Here is a 25,228-nt window from a genome sequence, read left to right as displayed (position 1 = left end):
GGTCGTCCTAGCGGGCGACGAAGTACTTGGCTCGCGGGTGGTGACAGATCAGCGCGGACGTGGACTGCTCCGGCTGGTACTGGTAGCCGGTGTCCTCGCTCACCTCGATGCCGATCCGATCGGCACCGAGCAACTCTGCGACCAACTCGTTGTCCTCGAGGTCAGGACACGCCGGGTAGCCCCACGAGTAGCGGCCACCGTGGTACTGCTGACGGAACATGCCGGCGAGGTCGATCTCGTTGGAGTCCTCGATGCCGAGTTCCTCGCGGATGCGCTTGTGCCACAGCTCGGCGAGGGCCTCGGCCATCTCGACGCCGATGCCGTGCAGCTTCAGGTAGTCCTGGTACTTGTCAGCGGCGAAGAGCTCGGCCGTCCGCTCGCTGATGGCATGGCCCATCGTGACGATGTGGAAGGCCGCAACGTCGACCTCACCGCTGCTCACGGGTCGGAACATGTCGGCGATGCACAGGAACGGCGCCTTGCGCTGGCGGGGATACGAGAAGCGGCAACGCTCGGTGGTCGCCGTCTCGTCGGTCCAGATCACGAGGTCGTCGCCGTCGGCGTTGGCCGGGAAGTAGCCGTAGACGAGCGCGGGCTGGAGGAGCCCGTCGGCCTTCGCCTGGGCCAGCTCCGCACGGAGCTGGGGGCGGATCCGTTCCTTGAACTCCGCGTCGCTCTCCTTGGAGCCGTCGGCGAGCTTCTCGGGACGGAACTGCCACTGGTTGCGGAAGAGCGCGGTCTCGTTGATGAAGCTGGCGATCTCGTCGAGTGAGATGCCCTTGACCACCTGGCTTCCCCAGAACGGGGGAGTCGGCACCGGATTGTCGACGGCGACCTCGGGCGAACGGTCGGGGAGCACGAGGTCCGGATCGTCGACGACCTCGTCGAGACCGGCGCGGGCTCGCACGGTCGACTCCGACGGCACGACGCCCCAGTCGCTGTCGTCGGCCTCGTCGCCGTCTCGGATGGCCTTCAGCCGGTCCATGGTGTGCAGACCCTCGAAGGCGTCCTTGCCGTAGAAGAGGCGGCCTTCGTAGACCTCACGCAGGTCGCGCTCCACGTAGCTACGGGTGAGCGCAGCACCGCCGAGCAGCACGGGGACCTCGGCGAGACCGCGAGCGTTGAGCTCCTCGAGGTTCTCGCGGATGATGAGCGTCGACTTCACGAGCAGACCCGACATGCCGATGGCGTGGGCCTTGGTCTCCTCGGCCGCCTTGAGCATGTCGCTGATCGGGACCTTGATGCCGAGGTTGTGCACCTCGTAGCCGTTGTTGGTGAGGATGATGTCGACCAGGTTCTTGCCGATGTCGTGGACGTCGCCCTTCACGGTGGCGAGCACGATGCGGCCCTTCGAGGTGTCTTCGCCCTCGACCCGCTCCATGTACTGCTCGAGGTGGGCGACGGCAGCCTTCATCGTCTCGGCCGACTGGAGCACGAACGGCAACTGCATCTCGCCGGCGCCGAAGAGCTCGCCGACGACCTTCATGCCGCCGAGGAGGAACTCGTTGATGATGTGCAGCGGTGCGTGACCCTCGGCCCGCGCCTCCTCGAGGTCGGCGACGAGACCGTCGCGCTCGCCGTCGATGATGCGGTGGTGGAGCCGCTCGCCGACCGGCCATCCCGACCGGTCTTCCTTCTCGACCTCCGTCGTCTCGATGTCGGCGAAGATCTCGATGATCTTCGACAACGGGTCGTACTCCGGGTCGCCGTCGGACAGCGCGCCTTCGAGGCCGCGCCGGTCGTAGATCAGGTCGAGGCAGGCGTCGCGTTGTTCGTCGGGGATCCGGGCGAGCGGCGTGATGCGGCTGGCGTGGACGATGGCGGAGTCGAGCCCGGCCTGCGCGCACTCGTGGAGGTACACCGAGTTGATGACGTGGCGGGCCGCCGCCTTGAGACCGAAGCTGATGTTCGAGAGTCCGAGCGTGGTGTGGACGCCGGGGAGGTTCTCCTTGATGAGCCGGATGCCCTCGATGGTGGCCGCGCCGTCGCCGCGTGACTCCTCCATGCCCGTGCCCAGGGTGAGGGCGAGCGGGTCGAAGATGAGGTCGCTCGGTTCGAGCCCGTAGCGCTCGATCGCGAGGTCGTGGATCGACTTGGCGGCGCGGAGCTTCCACTCAGGCGTACGTGCCTGGCCCTCTTCGTCGATGCAGGTGCACACGACCGCCGCGCCGTGTTCCTTGGCGAGGGAGAGGAACCGGTCGAACCGGGTGCCGGGTGCGTCGCCGTCCTCGAGGTTGACCGAGTTGAGGATCGCTCGTCCTCCGAGGAGTTCGAGTGCGGTCTCGATGACCGGGGGCTCGGTGGAGTCGATCATCAGCGGTGCCGTCGACTGCGTCGCGAAACGCGACGCGATCTCGGTCATGTCGGCGGTGCCGTCGCGCCCGACGTAGTCGACGCAGACGTCGATGACGTGGGCGCCACCGGCGATCTGGTCCTTGAGCATCTTCACCGTGGCGTCCCAGTCGCCCTCGATCATCGCCTCGCGGAACGCCTTCGAGCCGTTGGCGTTGGTGCGCTCGCCGATGAGCAGCACAGACGAGTCCTGTTCGATCGGCGTGAAGCTGTAGATCGACGCTGCGCCCGGCTGGTGCTCGGGCGTGCGGGTCGCCGGCGTGAGGTCCTTGCAGTTCTCGGCCAGCAGGCGGATGTGCTCGCTGTCGGTTCCGCAGCAGCCGCCGATGACCTGGACGCCGAACTCGGTGATGAAGCGGGTCTGGGCCTCGAGCAGCTGTTCGGGGGTGAGGTCGTAGTGCATCTTGCCCTCGACGACCGACGGGAGTCCGGCGTTCGGCAGGGCCGAGATCGGCATGCGCGAGTGCTGCGAGAGGTGGCGGAGGTGCTCGCTCATCTCGCCGGGGCCGGTGGCGCAGTTGAGGCCGACGATGTCGATCCCCATCGGGTCGAGCGTCGCGAGCGCCGCGCCGATCTCGGTTCCGGGGAGCATGGTGCCGGTGAGCTCGATGGTGACCTGGACCTGGAACGGGATCTCACGGCCAGCGGTCTTCATCGCCGCCCGGCAGCCGTTGATGGCCGCCTTGGTCGTGAGCAGGTCGTTCTGGGTCTCGATGAGGAAGAGGTCGACGCCACCGTCGAGGAGGCCGCGTGCCTGTTCGCGGTAGGCGTCGAGCAGCTCGCGGTAGGTGATGTGGCCGAGGGTCGGCATCTTGGTGCCGGGGCCGATCGAGCCGGCCACGAAGCGAGGTGAACCGTCGGCGGCGAAGTCGCCGGCCACGTCCTTGGCGATGCGGGCGGCGGCGAGGTTGAGCTCGTAGGTGCGATCGGCGATGCCGTACTCGGCGAGGGGGATGGCGAACGCGCCGAAGGTCGCGGTCTCGGTCACGTCGCATCCGACACCGAAGTACGTCTCGTGGAGGCCGGCGATGACGTCGGGTCGGGTGACCGCGAGCATCTCGTTGCAGCCCTCGAACTCCTCGCCACCGAAGTCGTCGGCGGTGAGGCCGTCGAGCGTCTGTACGTACGTTCCGAAAGCGCCGTCGTAGACGACGACGCGCTCGTTCACCAGGTCGAGAAAGGGGGAGCCCATGGGCAAGCGAGCCTACCGAGGACCCGGATTTCGGCCCGTATCGGATACCTCGGGAGTACGGGCATGTAGCGTCCGAACGAGATGAGCAAGCTCTACACCGGGAAGGGCGACGACGGCACGACCGGACTGCTGTTCGGTGGTCGGGTGCCCAAGGACGACGACCGGCCCGAGGCCTACGGGACCGTCGACGAGGCCCAGGCGGCGATCGGTCTGGCCCGCGCGGCCGCACCGCGTGGCGGCGAGGTCGACGAGATGCTCGTCGACGTCGAACGCGACCTGTACGTGTTGATGGCCGAGTTGGCGACGTTGCCGGAGAACCAGCACAAGCTCACCCCCGGCCAGTCGTCGGTGACCGCCGATCAGGTCGCGGCGCTGGGTACCCGGACCGACGACCTCGGCGAGCGGTTCGAGTTCCCGACCGAGTTCGTGGTGCCCGGCCAGAACGAGCTCTCGGCTCGCCTCGACGTCGCCCGCACGGTGGTCCGGCGGGCCGAGCGGGCCGCCGTCGTCGTCGACGTCGACGGCTCCCATGTCGTGCCCTACCTCAACCGGCTGTCGTCCCTGCTCTGGACCATGGCCCGCTGGACCGAGTCCGGCGACACCCTGCGCTCTCGTACCGCCACCACGGAGGAACCATGACCATCATCATCGAGCTCGTCAAGGACCCGTCGGAGACGGCGATGGCGGTGAGCGGCGTGTCGGCCGAGGCGTTCGCCGACCACCCGCTGCACGACGTGTTGACCCATGCGGGGTTCAAGGCAGAGGTCGGCGATTCCCTCGTCGTCCCCGGTGACGACGGTGGCGCCGCCATCGTCGTGGGTCTCGGTTCGACCGAGGACCGGACCGTGGACTCGTTCCGCGTGATCGGCGGGGCCATCGCCCGGGCCGGAGCGAAGCAGGAGGCCCTGTCGGTGCGCGGCGTGGTCGAAGACCTCGGCGAGTTGCCTCCCGCCCCGGTCGCGCAGGCGTTGGCCGAAGGCCTGGTCCTGGGCGCCTACCGGTACACCGTGCTCAAGAGCGACCCGAAGCCGTCCCAGATCCGCACGGTCGAGATCGTCGGCAAGGGGGGCAAGCGCGTCCAGACGGCGCTCGATCTCGGACGCGCCATCGCCGAGGCGGTGTGCATCACCCGGGATCTCGTCAACGAACCCGGCGGCACGCTCACCCCGCCGGCGCTGGCCAAGAAGACCGAACAACTCGGAGCGGCCCACGGTTTCGAGGTCACCGTGCTCGGGCCCAAGGAGATCAAGGCCGCCAAGATGGGCGGACTCCTCGGCGTGAACAGGGGGTCGGAGATCCCGCCGCGCTTCCTCGAGCTGTCGTGGAAGCCCGAGGGCAAGCCACGTGGCGTGGTGGCGCTCGTCGGCAAGGGCGTCACGTTCGACTCCGGCGGGCTGAGCCTCAAGCCGTCCGACGGCATGATCGGCATGAAGGGCGACATGGGAGGCGGCGCCGCGGTGATCGGAGCGTTCTGCGCGCTCCAGGCTGCGAGCCCGCGGGTCGAGGTCCGTGGCTACGTGCCGCTCACCGACAACATGACCGGCGGCGACGCGACCCGCCTCGGCGACGTGTTGACCATCAGCAACGGCAAGACCGTGGAGATCCACAACACCGATGCCGAGGGTCGACTCATCCTGGCCGACGCCCTCTCGAAGGCGACCACGGACGAGCCCGACGCGATCGTCGACCTGGCCACGCTGACCGGGGCGTGCATGGTCGCCCTCGGTGACAACCACGCCGGCGTCATGGGGAACAGCGCGGCGTGGATCGAGCAGGTCCAGGAGGCGGCCACCTCGGCGGGGGAGAAGACGTGGCATCTGCCGCTGCCCCCGGAGTGGCGGGCCAACCTCGACAGCGACATCGCCGACATGAAGAACATCGGCGGTCGCTACGGCGGCGCCTCGATCGCCGGACTCTTCCTGAAGGAGTTCGTCGGCGAGGACATCCCCTGGGTGCACATCGACATCGCCGGTCCGGCGTTCGTCGACAAGGAGTCCACGACCGAGACCAAGGGTGGCACGGGCTACGGCGTCCGCACGCTGATCTCGCTCCTCAAGTCCTACAAGCGGCCCCGCCTCTAGCGCTCCGCCACCCCCGCCTCGGCGGTGGCGAGTGCTCGTCGCGCAGCGTCGGCGTCGAAGTTCCACCGTCGGAGCTGATCCTCGACGTCGACAGGCGAGGCGCCGACGTCGAGGAGGCTGCGCGCCAGACGGGCGGCGTGTGCGTCGTTGGCCGGATGGGTGGTGCGCCGGACCTGGTCCTGTTGCCACCGGCGGTGCTCGGCCTCGAGATGCCGGGGGAGGCGTGTGGCCTGGATCCGTGTCAGCGGGGGGACACGGGCGCGGACCGCGATGATGTCGTGGTCCTCCTTGCGGGCGACGCCGAAGCGGATGCATCGCTCGATCGACCGGTGGAACGGGCCGTTGCGCCCGCCACGGTTGCCGATGCCGATCGATCGTGCGCAGTCGGCGGCGTCGAGGCTGAAGCCGTCGGGCTGGCGGTCGAACTCGGTGGCCATGCGTCGCAGGAGCCACGTCGACGTCGGGCCGAGCAGCGGAAGCCAGAACCGTTCGACGTAGGTGGACCGGGGGTCGAAGCCCAACGCGTCGACGACGGGATCTCGCCAGGCGACCACCAGCAGCGGTGGGAGGCGGTGGTCGGGGGTGAGTGCGGTGTCCACGGGAGTTCTCCTCGAGGTGCAGCGTCGGGGGAAGACCGTCGACATGAGAACTCTCACGTCATTTCGATGTTTTCGATCACATCATCGGAGGAGGTAGTCTGTCAAGGGTGCGGAGCGACCCCACCGACCCCGACCAGATGATCGAGGCAACCGAGATCGAACGGGCCCGGGCGGTGCTGGCGGGAGCATCGGCCGTCGTGGTGCTCACGGGCGCGGGCATCAGCACCGACAGCGGGATCCAGGACTTCCGTGGGCCCAACGGGTTGTGGACCAAGAACCCCGAGGCCGAGAAGCTGGCCACACTGCAGCACTACGTGGCCGACCCCGAGGTGCGCAAGCGCTCGTGGCAGTGGCGCCTCGGCAGTGTCTCCGAGGCGTTCGAGCCCAACGCCGGTCATCTCGCGCTCGTCGATCTCGAGGCGAGGGGCAACCTCGAACTGCTCATCACCCAGAACGTCGACGGACTGCACCTCACCGCGGGGACCTCGCGCGATGCGTTGGTCGAGATCCACGGGACGACGCGCGACGTGGTCTGTCTCGACTGCGAGGACCGCGCGCCGATGTCGGCGGCTCTCGATCGCGTGCGGGCGGGAGAGGCCGATCCGCCGTGCCGGTCGTGTGGTGGGATCCTGAAGTCGGCGACGATCTCGTTCGGGCAGGGTCTGGTGGCTGCCGACCTGCAACGGGCCGACGCCGCAGCGAGGAAGGCCGATGTCCTGCTCGCGGTCGGTTCGACCCTCGGCGTCTATCCCATCGCCAACGTGGTCCCGCTGGCCAAGGCCCATGGCGCGACCGTCGTCATCGTCAACGGCGGACCCACCGAGATGGACGACCTGGCCGACATCCGCATCGAGGGTTCGATCTCCGAGATCCTGCCGGCGATCGTGGCCTCCGGTGACGATCAGCAGGGAGCGAGTGACGAGTCGGCGTAGGCCGTTTGGATCTGGGCCAGCGGATCGAGGTCGTCGAGGAAGAGGTCGAGCAGGTGGGGGTCGAAGTGGCTTCCCTGCTCGGCTCGCATCAACGTCGCGGCCTCGTGGATCGTCATCGCGGCCTTGTAGCGACGCTGCGAGGTCAGCGCGTCGAAGACGTCGGCGATGGCGACGATCCGGCCTTCGAGCGGGATGTCCTCGTGGCGGAGACCGAGTGGGTGCCCCGAGCCGTCCCACCATTCGTGGTGTGAGCGTGCGATGACGGCTGCGGTCTCGATCAGCGGTGAGGTCGATCCGTGCAGGATCTCCCAACCGATCTCGGTGTGCCGGTTCATGATGCGACGCTGTTCTTCGTCGAAGGGGCCGGTGTGGGTGAGCACCTCGTCGGGGATCCCGAGCTTCCCGATGTCGTGCATGGGGCTCGCGAGGCGGATGATCTCGCACTGTTCGTCGTCCAGGCCGCTCCGGCGGGCGAGCAGCGCGCTGTAGGTGCTCATGCGGTGCAGGTGGTTGGCCGTCTCTGGATCCCGGGACTCGGCGGCCATCGACAGGCGCATGATCGTCTCCTGCCGGCTCGCGTCGACCTCGGCGGTCCGTTCTGCCACCAGCCTCGTGAGGTCGATGCGGTGCGCTCGGCTGTCGTGCTCCATGGCTCGCCAACGAGCAGCGTTGGCGATGTTGACGTCGAGTTCGGTCTGCTCGAAGGGCTTGAGCAGGTAGCCCTGCACCGCAGCGTCGACGACTCGCTCGGCCAAGCGGGGATCATCGACGCCGGTCACGACCACGGCGCCGATGCAGGGGTCGATGCTGCGGCACCACTCGACGAGGTCGATGCCGTCGCCGTCGGGGAGATCGATGTCGGTGACGATCACCTCGACCTCGTTGCCGGCGACGATGTGGGCACGGGCCGAGGAGATGTCGCGGGCGGAGTGGACGTCGTGGCCCCGGGAGAGCCGGCGTTCCGTCGCCCGGCGGAGCATGTCGTGGTCTTCGACCAGCAGGACGCGGCTCATCGGGCGGGCTCCATCCTGGATGCGCCATCGACGGCAACGAGCAGCGCTTCGCTCGAGAACGGCTTGGCGAGGAAGGTGGCGCCTTCCTCCAGCAGGTCCCGACGGCTGATGATCTCGCTCGGGTACCCCGAGGCGAACACGATCCGAGCGGTCGGGGTCATCTGACGGACGCAGTTGGCCACGTCGCGACCGTTGAAGCTCCCCGGCAGGACGAGGTCGGTGAGCACCACGGTCGGGTCGAAGCCGTCCTCGAGCGCCGTGATGGCCTGCGCTCCGTCGGCGACGTCGAGCACGTGGTGCCCAGCGCGTTCGAGGAGCCTGCGGGTGGCCCGCCGGACAGTCGGCTCGTCCTCGACCAGGAGGACGACCTGTCGGTGCCCGTCGGGGGCCGCGATCGTCGATGCGTCGTCCGGAGAGAACGCGGGTTCCAGCGGCTCGTTCGACACCGGGAGACGGACCGAGATCGTCGTCCCCTCGCCGATGGCGGACGCGATGTCGACCGATCCGTCCATGCGGTTGGCGATGCCGTACACGATGGCGAGGCCGAGACCGGTTCCGTCGGTCTTGGACTTGGTCGAGAAGAACGGTTCGACGGCATGGTCGATCACGTCTTGACGCATGCCCATGCCGTTGTCCCGGACTGCGAGGACAGCGGTGTCGCCGTCCGTCGCCGTCGAGATCTCGATGACGTGATCCGGGCCGCTGGCGGCGTCGCGAGCGTTGACGACGAGGTTGAGCAGTACCTGCTCGAGTTCGCCGGCGTCGCCCATGACGGGGATCGGCTGGTCGTGTGTGCGGATGCGCAACGTCATGTCCGCGGTGATGCTGCGCGAGAGCAGGGTGCGCACGTCGTCGACGACGGCGTTGAGGTCGAGGAGTTCGTGGGCCTCGACGTCGCGGCGGCTGAAGGTCAGGAGGCGTCGTGTGAGGGCCGCGCCGCGGCGGGCGGCGTGCCGGATCTCGTCGAGGTCGTCGCGGGTCCGTTCGTCGTGCACGTCCTCGGCGACGAGCTCGACCGTCGAGCTGATCGCCGCCAACAGGTTGTTGAAGTCGTGGGCGATGCCGCCGGCCAGCTGGCCGACAGCCTCCATCCGTTGCGCACGTTGGAGTTCCGACTCCATCGACATCCTGGCGTGCTCGGACGAGCGCGCAGCCTCGAGGGAGGCGATCGCCGCGTCGCGTCGGCGCTGCGACACCAGGAGGAGGCCACCGAGGAGCATCGACAGTGCCGAGCCGGCGCCGATGACCACCCACGAGGCGAACACCTGCTGGGTTGCGCCGCGGACCTCGATGAGGAGCGTTCGGCCGCCGAGGTCGGTCGTGGTCGTCGCGATCTTGCCGGTCAGCGGGAGATCGTCGGTCGAGGCGATCACGGCCGAGGCCGGGTCGGGCTGCTCCGAGACGTACACGGCGAAGTGTTCGATGCCGTCGAGGATGTCGACGATGGCGGGACCGGCGGGTCCGAGGTCGAAGCTCCGCATCTCCACCAGCGAGGTCTCGCCGTCGGTTGCTCCGGCAGCGATCACGAGCCGGCGCGTTCCGTCGGCGTCGTCGTCGAGTCGCACGAGCCCGAAGTCGCCGCCCTCCGCGATCGAGGTCAGTTGCGCGTTGACCGACGGGTTCTCGGCGATGCGCTCGAAGGCCCGAGCCACTGCGGTGTCGTCGCCGTCACCGGCGATCGCGACGAGGACTTTCGGGTCGGGGGCGAGTCGGAGCAATGCCCGGTCGCCACCCGAGCCGTCGTCGGCCCTGGTGCGGTAGATGTCCTCGTCGCCGCCCGTGACGAGGGCGATCCCGACCGTCGATGTGAGGTCGGTCTCGATCCCGTTGGCCATCGACTGCAGCAGGAGCCCCAACTGCGCCGCATCGGCGTCGAGGTCGGCGGCGAGCGCGTCCTCGTCGGCGTTCTGGATCCGAGACGAGGTCGAGAAGGTGGCGACGACCCCGATGATCACGACCGCCAGCGGTGCGAGCACGGCGCGCCAGAGTGGACGGATGGGATGGGTCTGGCGGCTGGACATGACGCCATCGTCCGTGGTCCAGATCACCCCCAGACCGACAGAACATCAACAGATCATCAAATGGTACGATTCGCCCCCGGGAACCCAGGGGGCGTGGTCGATGCAGATGCAGAACGGGCACCGTGTGCTGGTGGTCGAGGACGACCCATCAGTGCGTCGTCTGCTCGTCGAGCTGTTGAACCGTGACGGTTTCGGCGTCGACGCGGTCGGGTCCGGCGGCGAAGTCTCGGCAGCGATGCACTCGTTCCGGCCCGACCTGGTGGTCCTCGACCTCGGCCTTCCCGACATGGGTGGCATCGACGTGCTCCGCGAACTCCGCTCCACGGTCGACCTGCCCATCATCGTGTTGTCCGGCCGCACCGACGAAGCCGACCGGGTGCTGGCGCTCGAGGTCGGGGCGGATGACTACGTGGTGAAGCCCTTCCTCAACGGGGAGTTCGTCGCCCGGGTCCGAGCCAGGCTCCGCCGCACCGCCGTGACCGCCGGTCCGCCCGTGATCGGCGACGGCGACCTCCAGGTCGATCTGTCGGCCCGCGAAGTACGTCTGGCCGGCGAAGCGGTGTCGCTCACGGCGAAGGAGTTCGATCTCCTCGGCCACCTGGTGTCGTCGCCCCGTCAGGTGTTCAGCCGAGCCCAGCTCCTCGAGAGCGTGTGGCAGTCGTCGAGCGAGTGGCAGGGCGAGAGCACCGTCACCGAACACATCCATCGTCTCCGACAGAAGCTCGGCGACGACCGGATCGCCACCGTGCGCGGCGTCGGGTATCGCTTCGACCCAGCCCGCGACGCCGTGTCATAGGGTTCGCGCCATGCGCGCAGTCGTTCTCAATGGAGCCCACGACCTGTCGGTCGAGACCGTCGACGACCCGGTCCTGACGGGGTCGGACGCCATCATCGTCGAGGTGGAGCGGACGGCGATCTGCGGATCGGACCTGCACCTCTACCACGGGGACATGGCGATGCCGGGCGTCCACCTCGGGCACGAGTTCGTCGGATCCGTCGTCGAGGTCGGCAATGACGTGCGGACCGTCTCGGTCGGGGATCGTGTGCTGGTCAGTGGCGTGGTCGGCTGCGGCCGTTGCAGCGAGTGCCGGACCGGATGGCCGATGCGATGCCTCGAGGCCGCATCGCAGGTCTTCGGCACGTCGCTCGAACTGCCCGGAGGCCAGGCCGAGTTCGTCACGGTCCCCGCCGCCGATGCGTCGGTCCGCGTGATCCCGGAGCACGTCGGGGTCGAGCAGGCCGTGCTCCTCACCGACATCTTGCCCACCGGGTTCATCGGTGCGCGCCGAGCAGACATCGCACCGGGTTCGACCGTCGCCGTGATCGGGCTCGGTCCGGTCGGGATCTGCGCGCTCCGGTCGGCGATGTTGTACTCGCCCGCCCGGGTGCTCGCCGTCGATCCCGTGGCGCACCGTCGTGCCCACGCCGAGCGGCTGGGCGCCGAGGTCATCGACCCCGCCGACGGCGGAGCGATGGCCCAGATCCTCGAGGCGACGGGGGGTCGCGGTGCCGACGCGGTGATCGAGGCCGTCGGTCACGACCAGACGATCAACGACGCGATCATGTCGGTGAAGCCGGGCGGAACCGTCTCGGTCGTCGGCGTGTCGATGAACCTGGCGCACCCGTTCCCGATGGCGATCGCGATGTTCAAGGGCATCACGTTCCGGATCTGCGTGGCCGACATCCCGTCGACGTGGGACAACCTCATCCCGCTGGTCGCCAACGGGCGGCTGCATCCCGAGGACGTCTTCACGCACCACATGGGGCTCTCCGAGGCCGCCGAGGCGTATCGCATCTTCGACGGTCGCGACGACGGTGTCATGAAGATCCTCCTCGACCCCCGCTCCTGACCGTCCACCCCCAACGGGTTGGGTGGGGTGGAATACGCGGTGGGTACGATTGTTGACCTCCTGAGTAGGGATTCACGCCGTCAACCGGAGTACGACAAACCATGGCCAATTTCCGAGAGCTCCTCGCCGCCACCAAGGCGGAGATCAGCGAGGTCGACACCGCCACGGCGGCGGACCTGCGCGACAACGACCCCGACGTCGTCATCCTCGACGTCCGCGAGCCCGATGAGAACGCCCAGGGTTCGATCCCGGGGGCGGTCTTCATCCCGCGCGGTCAGCTCGAGTCGAACATCGAGAACAAGATCCCGAACAAGGACGCCAAGGTCCTCATCCACTGCGCCTCGGGCGTGCGCTCGGCCTTCGCGGCCAAGACGCTGACCGAGCTCGGCTACTCCGACGTCGCGTCCGTCGCCGGCGGCTTCAACAAGTGGAAGGACGAGGATCGGGACTGGAGCGTCCCCAAGAACCTCACCGCGGAGCAGCGCAACCGCTACCAGCGTCATCTGCTGTTGCCCGAGGTCGACATCGAGGGGCAGATCAAGCTGCTCGAGGCCAAGGTCCTGATGCTCGGTGCCGGTGGCCTCGGCTCGCCCGCGGCCCTCTACCTCGCCGCCGCCGGCGTCGGCACCATCGGGATCATCGACATGGACGTCGTCGACGAGTCGAACCTCCAGCGACAGATCCTCCACAACATGGACCGGATCGGCGACCGCAAGGTCGACTCGGCGAAGAAGACGCTCACGGCCCTGAACCCCGACGTCAACGTGGTCACCCACGACTTCCGTCTCGACGCCTCGAACGTCCTCGACGTGATCAAGGACTACGACATCATCGTCGACGGGACCGACAACTTCCCGACCCGGTTCATGGTCAACGACGCCTCGGTCAAGCTGGGCATCCCCGTGGTCCACGGTTCGATCTTCCGCTTCGAGGGCATGGTCACCGTCTTCGACCCGAAGAACGGGCCGACCTACCGCGACATGGTGCCCGAGCCGCCGCCCGCCGAACTGGCCCCGAGCTGCGCAGAGGCCGGCGTGCTCGGTGTCCTGCCCGGCATCATCGGGTCGCTGCAGGCGATCGAGGCCATCAAGCTCATCCTCGACCTGGGCGACTCGCTCAGCGGTCGCCTGCTGGCCTACGACTCGATGGAGCAGAGCTTCCGTGAGTACAAGGTCCGCAAGGACCCGGCCAACGAGATCACGTGGGAGAACCGCGACAAGATCCAGGTGGTCGAGCTCGACGGTCTGTGCATGCCCGCACCGCTCGGCTGAGCACGGGTGCCACCGGCGCCGTGCACGGCGTCGGTACGATCGATCAGTCCAGCGCGCGGCCGGTCCCCATCAGGTCGCCTCCGTCTGCCCCCGGGAGCATGGATGATCGCCAAACGACTCGTCGTCATTGCCGCGGTCGCCGCGTCGTGGCTGACGTTCGCCGCCACGCCGCCAGCGAGCGCAGAGGGCTCCGGCAGTGCAGAGCCCGACCCGGTCATGGAGTCGGAGGACCCCGAGGTCACCGGCATCGCGACACCCCCGCCGGCGTCGGCCCAGGCGTCCAGTGCCGAGGCCAGGGCGGCGGCAACCGGCTACTCGTTCAGCGCGCAGGGTCTCGCCGACGTGCAGAGCGCGGCCACCGCATTCCCTCGACCCACCGGCTGCTCGCTGTCGAGCAACGGCCTGGCGGCGCTGATGCTGAGCCCGACCTTTCCCGAGACGGGCGCAGGTTCGGCAGCGACGCCGTCGCCGATGACGCTCTCGCGATGGGATCGCGACATCGGCCTCTACTCGATGTCCGACAAGTCGACCTACGTCCGAGCGTTCTGGCATCCGGGAATCGGGATGTGGCAATTCGACGGCGCGGGGTTCTGGGGCCTCACCGCCTACGAGCGCATGAACACCACCACCGCGGCCCCCCTGGCAGCGACGGTGATGGGCGGCCGCTACTGCAATGCGAAGAAGGCCGGCCTCTCCGATGCCTCGGCCCGCGCGTCAGCGTGGGGTCCGTGGGTCGCGTGCCGGAGCGGTGCATGCCAACAGATCTTCGACTCGATCTACCAGGGCACCTCGTCGGCGCTGGACGTCCAGTCCGACTCGTCGGTCGGACGCGCCGGCGGTGTGAGCACCTCGACCTGCGCGCCCCCGGGACTCTCGAGTCGATCGTGCAACCACGTCGATCCGGGCGATGCCCAGGGCTACCTCGGGTGGACCGGCACCCCGAGCGGGTCGACGTCCGTGGCTCCGCTCTCGTATCCCTTCGACGTGGTCAAGGTCGGCTCCGACGAGTGGCGGCTGTGGGACCGCGCGGACACGGGCTACGGCGTCGACATCGCCGCCAAGAAGCCGCTCACCGCGAATCCCCGGTCGAAGACGAACCCCGACCGTCCGTGTGAGCGCATCAGCCCGGTCACCTGGTACGTCAACGGTTCGGTGGTCGACTCCGTCGATCGCAGTGCGTGCGCGGACCTGTACCCGCCGTCGGGCCTCTCGCAGACGAGCACCAAGGTGTCCGGCACCTACCAGGTCGTGGCCGGTGACTTCTCCGGCGACGGCCTCGACGACATCGTCTGGTACGCGCCGGGCGGCGCGGCCGACTTCCTCTGGCGGTCGCCGGTGACGTCATACACCGATGTGTCCATCAGCATCTCCGGCACCTACGAGCCGCTCGTCGGTGATTTCGACGGCGACGGTCGTGACGACATCTTCTGGTACAAACCGGGCAGCGGCGCCGACTACGTGTGGACCGGCAAGACCAACAGCCCAGCGTCTGCACCGTTCACGAACCACAGTGTCACCGTCAACGGCTCGTACGACCCCGTGGTGGGGGACTTCGACCGTGACGGCACCGACGACATCTTCTGGCTGAGCCCGTCGTCCACCCGGCATTACCTGTGGACGGGCGCCACCGGACTCGCGTTCGACTCGACGCCGGTCACGCTCGCGATCGACGGCATCGACGGCGTGGGTGACTTCGACGGCGACGGGCGTACCGATCTCGTCGATCACCGTCCGGGTGCGGCCGAGGACGCGTTCTTCTTCGCCACCGGCTCGGGCTTCGTCCGTCGGGCGGCCTCGGTCGGCGGCACCTACGACCTCGAGGTGGGCGACTTCGACGACAACGGCGTCGACGACATCTACTGGTACTCGGTCGGGGCGGGGAGCGACTACGTGTGGTTCAACGATCCGGGGATCCCGTCGCCGGGAACACAGCCCGCGGGCGCACCGGCGAACCTGGCGTCCGGGAAGACCGCCGCCGTCCTCGACAGTGCGAACGGCAGCGACGTCGTGTGGGCCCGTCCGGGCACCGGCGGCGACGAGTTCTGGACCTTCAGCGGACGCTCGCTCACTCGGTCGACGAATCTGTCGGTGCTCGAGGACTACCGGATGATCGTGGGCCGGTGGACCGCCGGCGGTGACGGCGTGCTGTTCTACGCCCCGGGATCCACACCCGACGCGTTCTGGACTCGCTGAGCCAGGACTCCTCGACCAGCGCGACTCCGGGCTCCCGGGGTCGGCTGTCGGGGCCAGTACGATCGCCCGTCTTGTCCGATCACGTCGACCCCCGACCGGAGCCCGCAGCGACGCCGCGACGTCGCGGCGTCGCCGTCACCACGGTGCTCGGCGTGGTCTTCGCCGTCGGCGGACTCGCGTTCGTGGTCCAGCGCATCGGGTCGACCTGGGACGAGACCGGCCCGGTGCTCCGCGACGCCGACCCCGGGTGGCTCCTGGCCGCCTTGGTGCTGGCCGCTGCGGGCATGACGGCGATCGCCCTGCCGTGGGTCTCGGTCGTGCGGGCGCTCGGTGGCTCGCTCACGGTGTCGACCGCGGTCCTCACCTACTACGTCGGAGAGATCGGCAAGTACCTGCCCGGTGGTGTCTGGCCGGTCGTCGGTCGCGGTGAACTCGCCGTGCGATCCGGCATGCGCCGGACGATCGCCTACACCAGCGTGCTGTTCTCGCTCGCGGTGCTCTACCTGGCTGCGCTGCTGACGGCGGCGGGGCTGTTCCCGATCGTGCTCGCCACCGGCGGCACGTCGTCGAAGCCGGTGCTGCTGGTCCTCCTGGTGCCGCTCGGTCTCGCGCTCCTCCATCCTTCTGTCCTGGGTCCGTTCATCGGCCTCGTCGGTCGGCTGGCCAAGCGCGAGATCGCCGTCGATCTGCCCAGCTGGGGCGTCATGGTCGGCCTGGTGTTGCGCTACGTGCCGGCCTGGCTCCTGATCGGATCGGCGACCTGGGCGGTGACCCGAGCGCTGTCGGCCGACGTGTCATGGCTCGAGATCTGCCTCGCCACGGTGCTGAGCTGGTCGGCGGGGTTCCTGGTGGCACCGGCCCCCGGAGGCGTGGGCATCCGCGAGGCAGCGTTCGTGGCCGTCGCTGCGTCGATGTCGGGCGGGATCGCCGCCGCTGCTGCGCTCTGTGCCCGGCTGATCTTCATGCTCGTCGACGCCGCAGGCGCAGCCCTGTGCGGTGTGGTGCTCGGCGCTCGACGACGTGCCGACGGTGTCGACGGTGTCGACGGCCCGGTGGTCGACTCAGTCTGAGACGGTCGCCTGGACCATCGTCCACGGCAGGGGCGCACGCACGGCCTCGACCTGGAACTGCCGGCCGATCTCCGCGGCGAAGGATCGCTTGGACCAGTGCTGGATGTGGCCGGGGGTGTTGCCCAGGTCACGCAGGTACTTGCCCCGACCCATGTTCAGGACACGCCAGATGGGCTCGCGGGGGACCGAGAACACGGCCTTGCCCCGGCAGACACGACGCAGTTCCTGCAGCGCCAACGCCGGGTCGGGCACGTGCTCGAGCATCTCGATGCCGAGCACCAGATCGAACGAGGCGTCCGGGAACGGAAGGGTCTCGACGCTGCCGAAGGTCCCGGAGAGTCCCAGACCGCGCCAGTGCGATCCGAGTTCGTCGTCGGGGAGATCGAGGATGCTGAGCGCCGCCGTCGGGAACTTCTCGCGGATGCGGACCGCGACCTCGCCCTCGCCGGCGCCCACCTCGAGCACGGTGGCGGGAGCGGTGGTCGGGAGCGACGCGTCGAGGGCTGCGAAGAACCCTTCCATCATCCGACGTTCGATCGGGTTGGCCGACGCGTACTTGTCGTAGGTGTTGCCGGTGGGCGTCGAGGCGGGGGACGTCTGCATACGGCGTGCAGGCTACCGACCGGACGTGGTCGGGCTTGGAGCCGAGAAGGTGAAGGGCACGCGGACCGGGCCGAGCGTGTCGGGGATCGCGTCGCTCTCGAGGAGATAGACGGGGCGCTCGTCGCGGTCGAGTTCGTCGCCGTTCCCGTCGAAGACCGACACCCGGCAGGTGTACTGGCCGGCGGCGATGGGGAGTCCGTCGGCCCGACACTCGACGTCGAATGCGTCGTGTCCGCCGATGCGGTGCCGAGCACCGGCGACGGTCACGCCGAGGTTGGGGGCGACCAGTTCGATGACGATCGAGCCGTCGGCGGGGACGGCCTGCATGGACACCCGCGCCACCATCTCGGCGTCGTGGCTCCCGGGCGTCCGTTCGAGCGAGCAGTCGATGTCCAGCAACACGTCGTGGTCCCGGGTCTGCACGCCGGTGACCGACTCGAGGTAGAGGCGGCCCACCTCGTCGGCCGGTCCGATCGCCTGCGGGATCCCGTGGTCGAGCCAGAGGGCCCGATCGCACAGGGTCTGCACCGTGGCGAGCGAGTGGGTGACGACGACGACGGTCCGGCCTTCGTTGCGGAACTGTCGGATCTTGGAGAGACAACGCCGCTGGAACTCCTCGTCGCCGACCGCCAGCACCTCGTCGACCAGGAGGATCTCCGGTTCGACGTTGATGGCGACCGAGAATCCGAGGCGTACGAACATGCCGGACGAGTAGTTCTTGACCGGATGGTCGATGAACCGTTCGAGACCGGCGAAGGCCACGATGTCGTCGAAGCGGAGATCGATCTCCTTCTTCGGGAGCCCGAGGATCGCGGCGTTGAGGTAGACGTTCTCGCGGCCCGAGAGCTCCGGGTGGAAACCGGCGCCCAGCTCGAGGAGCGCCGACATCGAACCGTTGAGCGTGATGTCGCCGGCATCGGGGCGGTAGATCCCCGCCAGACACTTGAGCGCGGTGGACTTCCCGGAACCGTTGTGGCCCACGAGGGCGAACGTCTCGCCCTGGTCCACCTCGAACGAGACGTCCTTGAGGGCCCACAGCTCGTCGTAGACGACGCGCTTCATCCCGCTCATCACGATCGCCTTGATCGAGCTGTTGCGCTCGTGGACGAGGCGGAACCGTTTCGAGATGTCGTCGACGATGACGGCGGCGGCCATGTCAGAGCTCCTCGGCGAGGCGGGGCTCGAGCCGACGGAACGTGAACCGGCCGATGACCATCGACGCCACGGCGATCAGAAGCATCGCTGCCCAGTCCCGTAGTTCGGGGAAGCGGAGGTCGTACATCGTGCTCCGGTACGCGTCGATGAAGTGGAACATGGGGTTGAGTCGTTGGAGTTGCTGCGCCCAGTCCGGGATCGCGTCGAGCGGGTAGAGGATCGGGGTGGCGTAGAACCAGGCGTTCAGGAAGATCGCGACGAAGTGGTTGACGTCGCGCAGGTAGGCGTTGCAGATCGAGGCGGTCAGGGTCAGCCCGAGGATGAACGCCGCCTGCAGGGCCATGATGGCCATCACGACCGGGAGCCAGGGGAGGACCATGCTCCCGGCGATCAGCAGGGCCACGGACAGGACGGCCAGCTCGACCGTGAGGCTGGAGAGGCTCGCGAGGACCACCGACGCCGGAAGCGTCCAGCGGGCGAAGTACACCTTGGTGATGAGCCCCTCGTTGGCGACGAGGACGCCGGAACCGCCGCCCATGCTGTTGGTGAGGAACAGCCACGGCAGCAGACCGCTCATCAAGAAGAGCGAGTAGTTGTGGAGCCCGGAGGGGTCGCCGACCGGAGGCTCGACGCGTAGGAACAGCGAGAAGACGACGGTGTAGATGATGAGATTGAAGACCGGGTTGATGATCGACCAACCCCAGCCCAGCACCGAGCGCTTGTAGCGGCCTCGCAGCTCTCGCAGCGTGAGATTCACGAGAAGCTCGGTTGGGATGGCCGCGCGCGGCCGACCTGCGAGACGCTTCATCGGGACGACGGTACTTGCGCGCTCCGCCGAGGAGCCAGACACGAGGTGCCGGGTCGGGGCCGTGTCGTGGTAGAACCGCAGCGTGCTGCCGTCCGTCCGCGCCGTGGTGCTGAACTACAACGGCGGCGATCTGGTCGTTCGTTGCGTCGAGAGCCTCCGCAAGACCGACTGGCCCGCAGACCGTCTCGACATCGTCGTGGTCGACAACGCGTCGGCCGACGGGTCGGCCGAGTACCTGAACCGGACCTACGACGACATCACGGTCATGTTCAACGCCCACAACGACGGGTTCCCGGCCAACAACCTGGCGATGCGCTCCATCGACGACCACGCGTACGTGGCGCTGATCAACCCCGACACGACCGTCGACCCCGGTTGGCTGCGGCCGTTGGTCGAGGCGATGGAGGAGGACGACGGGCTGGGCGCAGTGTCTCCGCGGATGCTCCTCGAACCCCGCTTCGTCGATGTCGCCGTCGACGCCCCGACGCATCAGGTGCGTGGCGACGATCGCGATCTCGGTGTCCGTGTGACCGGGGTGCGCGTCGACGGCGTCGATCGACTCCGTCAGCTGCACATCACCCGCAACGGGTGGGGCGCCGAGTCCACCGACCAGGGTCGTCACCACTGGTTGTCGGGCGACGCCGTGGTGGCGGTCCCGTTCGACCCGGACGCTCCGACCCCCGAGCACGTGTCGTTGCAGCTCGTCGTCGAGCCCGCCAAGGACGTCCGTCTCGGCAACGAGGTCGTCCACGTCGGTCCCGACGCCAGGTGGTTCGACGTCGCCGTCGACAGCGAGCCGTACGACCTGGTCAACAACGCCGGTTCGTTGCTCGTCGAGGGTGGTTGGGGCGCCGACCGGGGCCTGGGCACACGCGACAGCGACGTGTTCGACGAGTCGTGCGAGGTGTTCGCCTGGTGTGGCGGTGCGGTCCTGCTCCGCTCGACCTATCTGCGCGAGGTCGGCCTCTTCGACGAGCGGTTCTTCCTCTACTACGAGGACACCGACCTCAGTTGGCGGGGCCGGGCCCAGGGGTGGCGCTACCGCTACGTGCCGGACTCGCGGATCCGCCACGTCCACGCTGCGTCGACCGTCGAGGGTTCGTCGATGTTCGTCCACTTCGTCGAGCGGAACCGACTGCTGATGTTGGCGAAGAACGCCCCGCTGGCGTTCGCGTTGCGGGCGTATCTCCGGTTCGTGTTGTCGACGCTGGGCATCGCCCGCGAGCAGGTGTTCCGGCCGATGATGCGTGGATCGCGCCCCGACCCGACCACGGTGCTGCGCCGCATTCGTGCCTTCGTCGCGGCCGTCGGGCTGCTCCCGTACGCAGCCCGCCAACGTCGTGGCCTGCGGCGGGCGCAGGTCGTCGACGACGCAGCGCTGCTGGCATGGCAGGTGCGGCAGCCGTGACCTCGATCGCGGTCTACAACGAGTACTGGGAGACCGGCGGCGGTGGCGAGATGTTCTGCGGCGGCATCGCCCAGGCGCTGGCCGAGGCCGGCCATCAGGTCACCGTCCTGGCGCATCAGGCGTTCGACATCGAGGCGTTGTCGGAGCGGCTGTCGCTCGATCTGACGCGCTGCACGCTCTCGATCGTCGAGCGCGGACCGGCGGCGGTCTCCGCGGCGTCTGCCGAGCACGACCTCTTCGTCAACGGCTCGTACCTCTCCCCGGTCGTCAACCGGGCTGCGCACGGGCTCTACGTCGTCCACTTCCCGTCGCGACCATGGGGTCGCACCCCGGGCCGCACCGCGAACCTCTACCGGTCGGTCGTGGGCTCGACCGATCTGCGATTCGAGTGGGGTGAGGGCTTCCACGAGCCAGACGGCGGTGGCGGCACGGTGTGGACGTCGGGTGAGGCGTCGATCACCGTGATCTCCGGCGCAGACGAGCCCCGACGGGTCAACGTGCTGCTCGGACGGTCTCGCCCCGCAGCGGCGGGTCCGGCAGACGTCGAGGTGGTCGTCGACGGCGAGGTCCAGGCTCGGACGACGATCGGCGGCGGGTCATCGACGCTCACCGGACGGATCCGGAATCGCATCCCGGAAGCAGTGCAGTTGACCGTGCCGCCGCAGTCGTCGACCGTGGTGACGATCCGCTGCAACGTCTTCGTCCCCGACGAGCTCGGGCTCGGCCCCGACCACCGGACCCTCGGCGTCCGCTTCCATGGCATCGAGGTCGACTCACGTCTCCACTCGGTCGCGTCTCGCCTCGTGCCTTCGCTCAACCACCGGTTGACCAACCAGGACGCCACGTCGGTCTTCCTGCGCAGCTACGACCGTGTGGCATCGAACTCCGAGTTCACTCGCGGCTACGTCGAGTCGTGGTGGGGCATCGAGGACTCGCCGGTGCTGTATCCACCGGTGCAGCTACGACCTGCGGACGGCGACAAGAAGCGGTCGATCGCCGCGGTGGGACGGTTCTTCGGCAAGGACGCGGGTCACTCGAAGAAGCAGCTCGAGCTCGTGACGGCGTTCCGCCGACTCCGCGGTTCGGGAATCGAGGACTGGACGCTCGACCTGGTCGGCGGCGTCGACCAGAACGCCCGGGGGTACTTCGACGAGGTCCGGCGGGCGGCCGAGGGTCTGCCCATCCGGTTCCACGCCAACGCAGAAGGTTCCGTGCGCGATCGGGTGCTCTCCGAGGCATCGATCTTCTGGCATGCCACCGGCTTCGGTGAGGATCCGGAGCGGTCGCCCGAGCTGATGGAGCACTTCGGGATCTCGACCGTCGAGGCGATGTCGAGCGGATCGGTACCCGTGGTCTTCGCCGGCGGTGGTCAGAACGAGATCGTGACCGATGGGGCCGGCTTCCGGTGGCGCACGCTCGACGAGCTGGTCGCGACCACCAGGAGGCTGACCGAGTCACCGGAGTTGTTGGCCACGACGTCCGCTGGCGCCGTGGCGCGCGCTCAGACGTTCGGCTTCGCCGCGTTCGCCGACCGGCTCGAAGCGATCGTCGGCGAGATCCTCGACGCGAACGAGGGCTGATTCAGGAGGTCTCGTCGTCGCTGCTCAGGTAGTGCGACGGCGGGACGCCCACCTCGAGTTCGATGCGGCGGACGCGTTCGAGCGTGCGTTGGGTGACGACGCGGTGTGAGTAGATGAGGTCGGCGATGACCCCCAGCGCGAAGACCTGGACTGCTGCGAGCAGCATGACCCCGCCGAGCAGGAGCGACTGGAGATGCCCGGACCGGTCTCCGTTCGCGACCCAGTCCCAGAGGAACGGGCAGAACGCCGCGATCCCACCAGCGAACAGGAGTGTGGCCAGCACGGTGAACACCTGCAGCGGTTCGTACGCGGCGTAGATGCGCACGATCGCGACCATGTTGCGACGGATGTACGCGCCCATCGAGGGGAAGAGGCGGGACTCCCGCGTCTTGTCGTTGGTCCCGATGGTGACGTGGTCGACCGCGACGAGGCCCTTGCCGGCCTGGATCAGCGACTCGAGCGTGTAGGTGAACTTCGACACCACGACGAGTTGGAGGGCGGCCTCGCGGTTGTAGGCCCGGAATCCCGAGGTGGCGTCGGGGATGGTGGTGTCCGACGCTCGACGCAAGACCCACGACCCGACCCGCTGGAGGCGCTTCTTCGCGAACGAGAAGTGCTCGATCGACATCACGTTGCGATCGCCCACGACCATGTCGGCGCGACCGTTGACGATGGGCTCGACCAGGGCGGGGATGTCGGACGCGGAGTACTGGTTGTCGGCGTCGGTGTTGACGACGACGTCGGCACCCAGCTTCAGGCTGGCGTCGAGCCCGGCCTGGAAGGCGGCGGCCAACCCCTTGTTGTTCGTCAGCTTGACGACGTGGTCGACACCGAGTGATCGGGCGACTTCGATGGTCCCGTCGGTGGATCCGTCATCGATCACCAGCCACTCGACGACGTCGAACCCGGCGACTTCGCGGGGCAGGTCGCCGATCGTGGCGGGCAGCTGCTCCTCTTCGTTCAAGCAGGGGATCTGGATGATCAGCTTCGACACGATCGGTCAGCGTACCGATGGGCCCGCTCCGCGTAGGAACATCGGGGTGCGAGCAGGCCGACACTACGATGCCCGGCGTGATCCGCCCGCGCCTGCTGACGTCGGACCACGATGGACCCGAAGAGGTCACGACGGCCGAGGTCGGGATACTCGGAGCGACCCTCGCCCTCGCCGTGGTGGGTGTCGCCGCGCTGGCGACCGCCCAGCTCGGCGTGTTCTCGATCGCGTCGGTCGCCCTGAGTTCCGGGGTCACGCTGGCGGCGCTCGCGCTCGCCATCCGCCGCCTCGGGCTCCCGGTGCGGTTCGACCCGCTCGAACTGGTCATGGTCGGGATCGTCTTCCTGGTCGCCGTGTTCATGTTCTTCCCGGGGTTCCCGTACAACTACGCCGACAAGGACCCCGGCGCCTACGTCGTGCATGCCCACGGCATCGCCCGCGAAGGGTCGGTGATCATCGACGACGAGATCATCGAGCAAGCGGGGGACGTGCCGGGTGCCCTGTTCAGCCCCGGTCAGCGATTCCCGGGGATCCGCGTCACCGAGGACGGCACCGGTGGACAGTCGCAGTTCTTCCACTACTACCCAGCGCTGCTGGCCGTCGCGTCGGCGGCCATCGGTCAGTCCGCGGTCTTCCACGTCAACCCACTGATCGGCGTCCTGAGCGTGCTCGTGGTCGCACTCGTCGCCCGTCGTCTGGGCGGGCTGGTGGCCGGGACCGTCGCCGGCGTGGTCCTGAGCGTGTCGATGAGCCAGGTGTGGCAGGCCAAGTCCCCGAGCAGCGAGGTCCTCGCCCAACTCTTCTTCCACGGCGTCCTGTTGGCGGTGATCCTGTCGATACGTACGCGCTCGCGTGGCGTCGCGCTCGTCGGCGGGTTGCTGGTCTCGGTCGGCTTCCTCAACCGGCCCGACGGCATCCTCGGAATCCTCCTCGTCGCCGGTCTGGGGGCTCTCGTCATCGCCGCCGATCGTGTCGACGGACGGTTCTGGGCGTTCGCGGCCGGAGCGGGGCTGTTGTTGCCCTACGGGCTGTTGAACGCCTACGACCTCCGGGTCGGATACTCCCTCGGTAACGACATGCCCAGCATGCCGGTGGTGCTCGGTCTGATGACCGCGTGCGTCCTCGGCGGTGTGGTCCTGCGCGCGGCGCGGTTGCGGTGGTGGGATGCGATCTGGTCGCGGATCCAGGCCCTGTCGTGGCCCGAGACGCGGATCACGACCACGATCGGTCTCGTCTTCACCGCAGTGACGACCCTGGTGATGGTCGGCTTCTGGTACCGCGAAGACCTGTTGGGTCTGGCCTACACCCATCTCCTCGGCCCGGAACCGACCCGGTCGTACGACGAGCGCAACCTGCAGCGTCTCGCGTTCTACACGACCATCCGCGCCCTGCCGCTCTCGGTTCTCGGCCTTGCGATCCTGACCACCGGCAAGTGGCGGATCACCCGGTGGGTCTTCGCCCTGCCCGGTGTCGCGCTCCTGGCGGTGTATCTGTGGGAAGCCCAGATCTCGCCTCGGATGATGTGGTGGGTGCGCCGTTACGTACCGACGAGCATCCCGTTCATCGTCATCACCGGCGCCGTCGCCGTCGGGTGGATCGCGAGCAGGCGGAATCGACTCGTCGCGTCGCTGTCGATCCCCGTCGTGGCGCTCCTCCTCGTTGCGCACCTCGACCTCTCGCTGCCGTTGCGGTCACATCGCGAGTTCGCGAACTCGTACGACTTCAGCAGGGACATCGCCGACGTGAGCGGCGACGAGCAGGGCCTGTTCCTGTGGGAGCGTCCGACGCAGGGTATCTACGACCCGAGTCGGAACTTCGGGTCCGTCCTGTGGCTGACCTGGGACGAGTTGTCGGTGTTGCTCCCGGAAGACCCGACGGACGCGATCGTCGCCGAGTACGCCAGCCGCTTTCCCGAGCATCCCGTGTTCATCGTGTCCCACGGCGCGACACCCCCACCGACCTTGAGCGGATCGAACTTGACGCTGGCACGTGAGCTGAAGACATCGCTTCCCCTGTGGGGCGAGGCGCTCACCGTGTTGCCGACCGAACCACAGCAACTCGGGGTGCACGTGAGCGTCTGGGAGTACCGGCGCTGACGACGAACCGCCT

The 25,228-nt window shown here is 68.3% G+C and carries 19 protein-coding genes; 11 read left to right on the top strand and 8 right to left on the bottom strand.

Annotation, left to right across the window (positions count from 1 at the left end; all coding sequences use genetic code 11):
- Positions 1-7: 7 nt before the first annotated feature.
- Positions 8-3,544: a methionine synthase gene (gene metH / locus AB8619_RS12820; RefSeq protein ID WP_436793023.1), complete on the bottom strand. Its 3,537-nt coding sequence runs from the start codon at positions 3,542-3,544 to the stop codon at positions 8-10.
- An 81-nt stretch (positions 3,545-3,625) separates the two neighbouring features.
- On the opposite strand from metH, the gene AB8619_RS12815 reads away from it, so the two are divergent.
- Together AB8619_RS12815 and AB8619_RS12810 are read left to right on the top strand one after the other, a co-directional pair.
- Positions 3,626-4,183: a cob(I)yrinic acid a,c-diamide adenosyltransferase gene (locus tag AB8619_RS12815; protein WP_436793022.1), complete on the top strand. Its 558-nt coding sequence runs from the start codon at positions 3,626-3,628 to the stop codon at positions 4,181-4,183.
- Positions 4,180-5,625, top strand: a complete 1,446-nt coding sequence (locus AB8619_RS12810) for a leucyl aminopeptidase (protein ID WP_436793021.1) — start codon at positions 4,180-4,182, stop codon at positions 5,623-5,625. The genes AB8619_RS12815 and AB8619_RS12810 overlap by 4 nt, the downstream gene beginning before the upstream one ends.
- Here the strand turns inward: AB8619_RS12810 and AB8619_RS12805 are convergent.
- Positions 5,622-6,224, bottom strand: a complete 603-nt coding sequence (locus AB8619_RS12805) for a hypothetical protein (RefSeq protein WP_436793020.1) — start codon at positions 6,222-6,224, stop codon at positions 5,622-5,624. The genes AB8619_RS12810 and AB8619_RS12805 overlap by 4 nt on opposite strands.
- A gap of 107 nt (positions 6,225-6,331) precedes the next feature.
- Here AB8619_RS12805 and AB8619_RS12800 point away from each other — a divergent pair, with 107 nt between their 5' ends.
- On the top strand, positions 6,332-7,156 hold the full coding sequence (locus AB8619_RS12800) for an SIR2 family NAD-dependent protein deacylase (protein WP_436793019.1): 825 nt from the start codon (positions 6,332-6,334) through the stop codon (positions 7,154-7,156).
- Here AB8619_RS12800 and AB8619_RS12795 read toward each other — a convergent pair.
- Positions 7,126-8,169 carry an HD-GYP domain-containing protein gene (locus AB8619_RS12795; RefSeq protein ID WP_436793018.1) on the bottom strand — a complete coding sequence of 348 codons (1,044 nt, stop codon included), beginning with the start codon at positions 8,167-8,169 and terminating at the stop codon, positions 7,126-7,128. The two genes, AB8619_RS12800 and AB8619_RS12795, sit on opposite strands and share 31 nt — an antisense overlap.
- Positions 8,166-10,190, bottom strand: coding sequence for a hybrid sensor histidine kinase/response regulator (locus AB8619_RS12790; protein WP_436793017.1), 2,025 nt, complete (start codon positions 10,188-10,190; stop codon positions 8,166-8,168). The genes AB8619_RS12795 and AB8619_RS12790 overlap by 4 nt, the downstream gene beginning before the upstream one ends.
- Positions 10,191-10,290: 100 nt before the next feature.
- Between AB8619_RS12790 and AB8619_RS12785 the strand changes: the two genes are divergently transcribed.
- The 5 genes from AB8619_RS12785 (at position 10,291) to AB8619_RS12765 (ending at position 16,574) form a co-directional block, all read left to right on the top strand.
- Positions 10,291-10,986, top strand: a complete 696-nt coding sequence (locus AB8619_RS12785; protein WP_436793016.1) for a response regulator transcription factor — start codon at positions 10,291-10,293, stop codon at positions 10,984-10,986.
- A 10-nt stretch (positions 10,987-10,996) separates the two neighbouring features.
- Entirely contained in the window at positions 10,997-12,040 is a 1,044-nt protein-coding gene (locus tag AB8619_RS12780; RefSeq protein ID WP_436793015.1) for an alcohol dehydrogenase catalytic domain-containing protein, read from the top strand.
- 101 nt (positions 12,041-12,141) lie between these two features.
- Entirely contained in the window at positions 12,142-13,311 is a 1,170-nt protein-coding gene (gene moeB, locus AB8619_RS12775; RefSeq protein WP_436793014.1) for a molybdopterin-synthase adenylyltransferase MoeB, read from the top strand.
- 102 nt (positions 13,312-13,413) lie between these two features.
- Positions 13,414-15,504 (top strand): FG-GAP repeat protein, encoded by a 2,091-nt coding sequence (locus AB8619_RS12770; RefSeq protein WP_436793013.1) that lies wholly within the window; start codon positions 13,414-13,416, stop codon positions 15,502-15,504.
- Between the two features lie 71 nt (positions 15,505-15,575).
- Positions 15,576-16,574 carry a lysylphosphatidylglycerol synthase domain-containing protein gene (locus tag AB8619_RS12765; RefSeq protein ID WP_436793012.1) on the top strand — a complete coding sequence of 333 codons (999 nt, stop codon included), beginning with the start codon at positions 15,576-15,578 and terminating at the stop codon, positions 16,572-16,574.
- Here AB8619_RS12765 and AB8619_RS12760 read toward each other — a convergent pair.
- The 3 genes from AB8619_RS12760 to AB8619_RS12750 are packed head-to-tail and all read right to left on the bottom strand — an operon-like array spanning position 16,566 to position 19,140.
- Positions 16,566-17,177: a class I SAM-dependent methyltransferase gene (locus tag AB8619_RS12760; RefSeq protein WP_436793011.1), complete on the bottom strand. Its 612-nt coding sequence runs from the start codon at positions 17,175-17,177 to the stop codon at positions 16,566-16,568. The two genes, AB8619_RS12765 and AB8619_RS12760, sit on opposite strands and share 9 nt — an antisense overlap.
- 12 nt (positions 17,178-17,189) lie before the next feature.
- Complete coding sequence (locus AB8619_RS12755; protein ID WP_436793010.1) at positions 17,190-18,332, bottom strand: ABC transporter ATP-binding protein; 1,143 nt, start codon at positions 18,330-18,332, stop codon at positions 17,190-17,192.
- A 1-nt stretch (position 18,333) separates the two neighbouring features.
- Positions 18,334-19,140 carry an ABC transporter permease gene (locus tag AB8619_RS12750; RefSeq protein WP_436793009.1) on the bottom strand — a complete coding sequence of 269 codons (807 nt, stop codon included), beginning with the start codon at positions 19,138-19,140 and terminating at the stop codon, positions 18,334-18,336.
- 82 nt (positions 19,141-19,222) lie between these two features.
- Here AB8619_RS12750 and AB8619_RS12745 point away from each other — a divergent pair, with 82 nt between their 5' ends.
- Positions 19,223-20,548, top strand: coding sequence for a glycosyltransferase (locus AB8619_RS12745; RefSeq protein WP_436793008.1), 1,326 nt, complete (start codon positions 19,223-19,225; stop codon positions 20,546-20,548).
- Positions 20,545-22,128 carry a glycosyltransferase gene (locus tag AB8619_RS12740; protein ID WP_436793007.1) on the top strand — a complete coding sequence of 528 codons (1,584 nt, stop codon included), beginning with the start codon at positions 20,545-20,547 and terminating at the stop codon, positions 22,126-22,128. Before AB8619_RS12745 ends, AB8619_RS12740 begins: the two co-directional genes overlap by 4 nt.
- A gap of 1 nt (position 22,129) precedes the next feature.
- On the opposite strand, the gene AB8619_RS12735 is transcribed toward AB8619_RS12740, so the two are convergent.
- Positions 22,130-23,122, bottom strand: a complete 993-nt coding sequence (locus tag AB8619_RS12735) for a glycosyltransferase family 2 protein (protein ID WP_436793006.1) — start codon at positions 23,120-23,122, stop codon at positions 22,130-22,132.
- 77 nt (positions 23,123-23,199) lie between these two features.
- On the opposite strand from AB8619_RS12735, the gene AB8619_RS12730 reads away from it, so the two are divergent.
- Entirely contained in the window at positions 23,200-25,215 is a 2,016-nt protein-coding gene (locus tag AB8619_RS12730; RefSeq protein ID WP_436793005.1) for a hypothetical protein, read from the top strand.
- The last annotated feature ends 13 nt before the right edge of the window (positions 25,216-25,228 follow it).

The sequence above is a fragment of the Actinospongiicola halichondriae genome (assembly GCF_049103745.1).
GTDB lineage: Bacteria > Actinomycetota > Acidimicrobiia > Acidimicrobiales > Salinilacustritrichaceae > Salinilacustrithrix > Salinilacustrithrix halichondriae.
Note: the sequence above shows the minus strand (reverse complement) of the source record. Positions and strands in the feature narration are given on the sequence as shown.

Excerpts from the sequence above, each read along its gene's own strand:
- moeB (WP_436793014.1), top strand. The coding sequence starts at position 12,142 with ATGGCCAATTTCCGAGAGCTCCTCGCCGCCACCAAGGCGGAGATCAGC.
- AB8619_RS12760 (WP_436793011.1), bottom strand. The coding sequence starts at position 17,177 with ATGCAGACGTCCCCCGCCTCGACGCCCACCGGCAACACCTACGACAAG.
- AB8619_RS12750 (WP_436793009.1), bottom strand. The coding sequence starts at position 19,140 with ATGAAGCGTCTCGCAGGTCGGCCGCGCGCGGCCATCCCAACCGAGCTT.
- metH (WP_436793023.1), bottom strand. The coding sequence starts at position 3,544 with ATGGGCTCCCCCTTTCTCGACCTGGTGAACGAGCGCGTCGTCGTCTAC.
- AB8619_RS12780 (WP_436793015.1), top strand. The coding sequence starts at position 10,997 with ATGCGCGCAGTCGTTCTCAATGGAGCCCACGACCTGTCGGTCGAGACC.
- AB8619_RS12810 (WP_436793021.1), top strand. The coding sequence starts at position 4,180 with ATGACCATCATCATCGAGCTCGTCAAGGACCCGTCGGAGACGGCGATG.
- AB8619_RS12770 (WP_436793013.1), top strand. The coding sequence starts at position 13,414 with ATGATCGCCAAACGACTCGTCGTCATTGCCGCGGTCGCCGCGTCGTGG.
- AB8619_RS12795 (WP_436793018.1), bottom strand. The coding sequence starts at position 8,169 with ATGAGCCGCGTCCTGCTGGTCGAAGACCACGACATGCTCCGCCGGGCG.
- AB8619_RS12815 (WP_436793022.1), top strand. The coding sequence starts at position 3,626 with ATGAGCAAGCTCTACACCGGGAAGGGCGACGACGGCACGACCGGACTG.
- AB8619_RS12785 (WP_436793016.1), top strand. The coding sequence starts at position 10,291 with ATGCAGATGCAGAACGGGCACCGTGTGCTGGTGGTCGAGGACGACCCA.
- AB8619_RS12790 (WP_436793017.1), bottom strand. The coding sequence starts at position 10,190 with ATGTCCAGCCGCCAGACCCATCCCATCCGTCCACTCTGGCGCGCCGTG.
- AB8619_RS12755 (WP_436793010.1), bottom strand. The coding sequence starts at position 18,332 with ATGGCCGCCGCCGTCATCGTCGACGACATCTCGAAACGGTTCCGCCTC.